The organism is Acinetobacter sp. YK3 (genome assembly GCF_001729365.1).
GTDB classification, from domain to species: domain Bacteria; phylum Pseudomonadota; class Gammaproteobacteria; order Pseudomonadales; family Moraxellaceae; genus Acinetobacter; species Acinetobacter vivianii.
In genome coordinates, this window is record NZ_LZPJ01000037.1 from 1 (window position 1) to 4,424 (window position 4,424).

Below are 4,424 nucleotides of genomic sequence, written 5' to 3' on the forward strand. Positions count from 1 at the left end.
TAATCATTTGTTCAAATAACAGTGCCGATTGACCGTTTATCTGACCCTTACTGAATCAAATCTGACTTTGCTGTAGCCTATTTATATATGCTTTTATTTAACTCATTATTTTCTTATGGATGAGGGATATTTGGAGCAAACGATGAATTTTTTTAAACAAGCAGCTTTGATCTCCCTGTTGATTCCTCTGGGTGTACCCATGGTTCACGCGCAAGAGGGAGAGGTCACGTCATTACCAACAATTCGGGTCATGGCTGAATCTGAGCTACGGGAAGAAGTTGGATTTGTGCCTTATCAAGAAGATAAGCAAACCCGTCAAGCGCTGCAACATCGTGTCTATAAAATTCACAATGATATGCAGAATGCAGGTGTGACTGAAAGTCCGACCAGTGTGAATTATCAGCCTATGGCGGCACAGCCAGATTTGTCTCAATATTCTCCGATTTTGCAACAATACATATTGGCTGTTGCTTCTGGTTTTCAGTCCTCAGACCCAACCAATGGTCTTTTTAAAATGCTGGAACCTTTGAATATTAACCGCGGTAATATTGACGGCATTCGCAATGGCACAATTAAAATTGATTTAGGCGATATTTTGAAATTGCAGCAACAGATTAGAGATGGATTAAATCCACCGCAGAATCCTTTGTTTCCGCGTTAAAATTTGATTCTGGTAATAAAAAAATCCCCGCAAAGTGCGGGGATTTTCTTTTTATCTCAGTGTCGATTAAACACGTTCGATAATAGTCGCGATACCTTGACCAAGACCGATACACATGGTCGCAAGACCGATTTGAGTATCTTGTTGTTCCATCACGTTCAACAAGGTTGTAGTGATACGTGCACCAGAACAGCCCAATGGGTGACCCAATGCAATCGCACCACCATTCAAGTTGATGATGTCTTGCTTGTCATAAACGCCCAAGCCTTTCATTACTGATAAGCCTTGAGCAGCAAATGCTTCGTTTAATTCGATGGTCTGGATATCCGCCATCGTTAAACCAGCACGCTTAAGCGCTTTTTGAGTTGCTGGTACTGGACCATAACCCATGATTGCAGCATCACAACCCGCAATTGCCATTGAACGAATCACGGCACGTGGTTTTAAACCCAATGCTTGAGCACGTTCAGCAGACATCAATAACATTGCAGATGCGCCGTCAGAAAGAGCAGAAGAAGTTGCTGCTGTTACTGAACCACCTTTAGGATCGAAAACTGGTTTCAATGCTTTGAATGCTTCAAGGTTAGCATCAGCACGAATTACTTCGTCGATGTCGCAAAGGATTTTGAAGCCGTTTGCATCGTGGCCTTCAACACCAACGATTTCGTTTTTGAAGCGACCTTCTTGAGTTGCAGCCCAAGCACGACGGTGAGATTCAACACCGAATGCATCCTGCTCTTCACGAGAGATACCATTCATGCGACCTAACATTTCAGCCGTTAAGCCCATCATGTTAGATGCTTTTGCATAGTGTTTAGACGCTTCTGGGTTGAGGTCAATGCCGTGCATCATACCGACGTGGCCCATGTGCTCTACACCACCGATGATGAACACATCACCTTGGTTGGTTGCAATTTGTGCAGCAGCCGTGTGGATTGCTTGCATAGAAGAACCACAAAGACGGTTTACTGTTTGACCGCCAGCAGTTTTTGGAATATCAGCCAATAAACCAATGTTACGAGCAATGTTCATACCTTGCTCTAAAGTTTGGTTTACACAGCCCCAGATTACATCTTCAACTTCGTTGGTATCAAACTGGTTACGAGCAACAAGTGCACGTACTAATTCAGCAGATAAACTGTCGGCACGTACATTGCGGAACATACCGTTACGTGATTTGCCCATGGCAGAACGAACGCCATCAACAATCACAACGTCACGTGGATTTAAAGTAGCCATTCACGTCGCTCCTTAACCGTAGAATTTTGTGTTGTTAGCAGCCATGTCACGCAACATTTGTGGCGCTTCATAAGCCTTACCTAAGTGTGCATATTTGTCGCAAAGCGCAACGTATTCAGCAACACCTGTTTGGTCGATGTAACGGCATGGACCACCGCGGAATGGAGGGAAACCAACACCCATAATCATTGCCATGTCTGCTTCAGAAGCAGTTGCAACGATCTTGTCTTCTAAGCAACGAACAGTTTCGTTACAGAAAGCAAGCATCATACGGTCAATGATTTCCTGATTATCAAACTCGCGTTTTTCACCAGTCACGAATGGTGCAATGATTTCGTATGCTGTTGGATCAACAGTTTTCGCTTTCTTGCCTTTCTTATCTAACACGTATTTGTAGAAACCAACGTCGTTCTTTTGACCAAGACGTTTTGCTTCGTACATTGCTTCGATTGAACCTTTGTAGTCTGGCTTCATACGGTCAGGGAAACCTTCTGCCATCACTTCTGCGCCGTGAACACCTGTATCGATACCAACAACGTCGATCAAGTATGCAGGGCCCATTGGCCAGCCGAATTTCGCCATCACATTATCCACTTGCTGGAAATCCGCACCATCTTTTACAAGAAGGTCGAATGCACCGAAGTAAGGGAACAATACACGGTTAACCAAGAAACCTGGGCAGTCGTTAACAACGATTGGTGTTTTACCCATTTTTTGAGCAAGAACTACAGTTGTTGCGATTGCTTCTTCAGAAGTCTTTTCACCACGAATGACTTCTACAAGCGGCATCATGTGAACTGGGTTGAAGAAGTGCATACCTACAAAGTTTTCAGGACGCTGTAAAGCTTTCGCTAAACGTGTAATTGAAATTGTAGAGGTGTTAGACGCAATAATCGTGTTTTCACGAACATGCTTTTCAGTATCAGCAAGTACGATTTCTTTTACTTTTGGATTTTCAGTCACCGCTTCGATCACGATATCCACTTCTTTAAACTCGTCATAGCTTAAAGTTGGACGGATGCGAGCAAGTGTTTCACCCATTTGCGCAGGTTTCATTTTCTTGCGTTCTACTTGCTTGGTGAGCAAGCCATTCGCTTCTTTCATACCCAATGCAAGTTGTGGGTTACCAATGTCTTTCATGATGATCGGTGTGCCTTTGCTTGCCGCTTGGTAAGCAATACCACCACCCATGATACCAGCACCTAGAACAGCAGCTTGGTTGACTGGATGAGCACCTTTCTCATATTTTTTCGCAGTTTTCTTCACGACTTGGTCATTGATGAATAAACCAATCAATGCACCCGCTTGTGGAGTAATCGCAGCTTTTGCAAAACCTTGTGCTTCAGCTTTTAATGCGTCATCACGGGTTGAGCTTGCGCCGGCTTGTAAAGAATCAAGCAATAATTTTGGAGCAGGGTATTGAGCAGGGTTTGCTTTCGCAAGTACTGCACCTTTCGCCGTATTGAACGCCATCATTTGTTCAAGTGGGTTCAATTTGATTGCGTCTAATTTTTCTTGACGCTTTGCTTTCCAGTTTAAACGGCCAGCAATGGCTTGTTTAACTAAATCAACCGCAGCTTCTTGTAATTTGTCAGCAGCAACAACCGCATCTACAGCACCGTCTTTCAATGCAGCAGCTGGTTTTTTCGGGTTCGCCATTGCCATCCATTCAACGGCATTGTCGATACCGATTAAACGGCTTAAACGTACGCTACCACCAAAACCAGGATAGATACCGAGTTTGATTTCTGGTAAACCAACTTGCGCTTGTTCTGACATTACACGGTAGTCACACACCAAGCACATTTCAAAACCGCCACCTAGCGCTGTACCATTGATTGCAGCAACTTTAGGTAGATCTAAGTCTTCAAAGCTATTGAAGATTTCATGTACAGGCATAAGCCAATCAACGATTGCTTGCTCACCAGCAGCGAAGTTGTCGCCAAATTCAGTGATATCAGCACCAACGATGAATGTTGATTTGCCAGAAGTTACGACTAAGCCTTTAATATCGTTATTGGCTTTCACTGCAGCAATTGCTGCTTGGAAGTCTTCAATGGTTGCACGGTTAAATTTATTAACCGACTCACCTTGTAAGTCAAAGCGGAATTCTGCAATTCCGTCCGCAAGCATTTGGACGGTAATGGCATTGCCAGCGTGGATCATGCCTGATCTCCCTTGTTGTGGAGGATTCTAAGTGGATGTCATAAAGCGTATGTGCAGTTCGGCACACAAAAAAGCTTCGCTAATCTTACGATAACTATATCCAAAAAGGACATAACAAGTTGTATCAAGCCGTGACGCTAGGGTCATCATTTGTTTTTGTTATTCTATTTTTAATTTTATGTTTTTGAAAATAATTGATTTTATCTTTTTTCTGTTTATTTTTTAGGCTTCTGTGAGGGGTTATTTATCTTCTAAAAACCGCTGTGATATTTTAACAATATATCGTTTTTAACGATGTAGATAAGCGCGCTAAATCGAGCGTTATTTATATAAATTTCGACTTATTTATGAGTAGGAA

The 4,424-nt window shown here is 42.9% G+C and carries 3 protein-coding genes; 1 reads left to right on the forward strand and 2 read right to left on the reverse strand.

The genetic code is table 11. The features are described 5' to 3' along the window. Nucleotides 1–142: 142 nt before the first annotated feature. Nucleotides 143–661: a hypothetical protein gene (locus A9Z07_RS04055; protein WP_069577038.1), complete on the forward strand. Its 519-nt coding sequence runs from the start codon at nucleotides 143–145 to the stop codon at nucleotides 659–661. A 66-nt stretch (nucleotides 662–727) separates the two neighbouring features. Here A9Z07_RS04055 and fadA read toward each other — a convergent pair whose 3' ends face one another. Together fadA and fadB are read right to left on the reverse strand one after the other, a co-directional pair. Next, nucleotides 728–1,900, reverse strand: coding sequence for an acetyl-CoA C-acyltransferase FadA (gene fadA / locus A9Z07_RS04060; RefSeq protein WP_004802276.1), 1,173 nt, complete (start codon nucleotides 1,898–1,900; stop codon nucleotides 728–730). Nucleotides 1,901–1,912: 12 nt separating this feature from the next. Beyond that, nucleotides 1,913–4,066, reverse strand: coding sequence for a fatty acid oxidation complex subunit alpha FadB (fadB, locus tag A9Z07_RS04065; protein WP_047431485.1), 2,154 nt, complete (start codon nucleotides 4,064–4,066; stop codon nucleotides 1,913–1,915). Nucleotides 4,067–4,424 lie beyond the last annotated feature (358 nt).

Coding starts and splice junctions, on each gene's coding strand:
- fadA (WP_004802276.1), bottom strand. CDS start 1,900: ATGGCTACTTTAAATCCACGTGACGTTGTGATTGTTGATGGCGTTCGT.
- A9Z07_RS04055 (WP_069577038.1), top strand. CDS start 143: ATGAATTTTTTTAAACAAGCAGCTTTGATCTCCCTGTTGATTCCTCTG.
- fadB (WP_047431485.1), bottom strand. CDS start 4,066: ATGATCCACGCTGGCAATGCCATTACCGTCCAAATGCTTGCGGACGGA.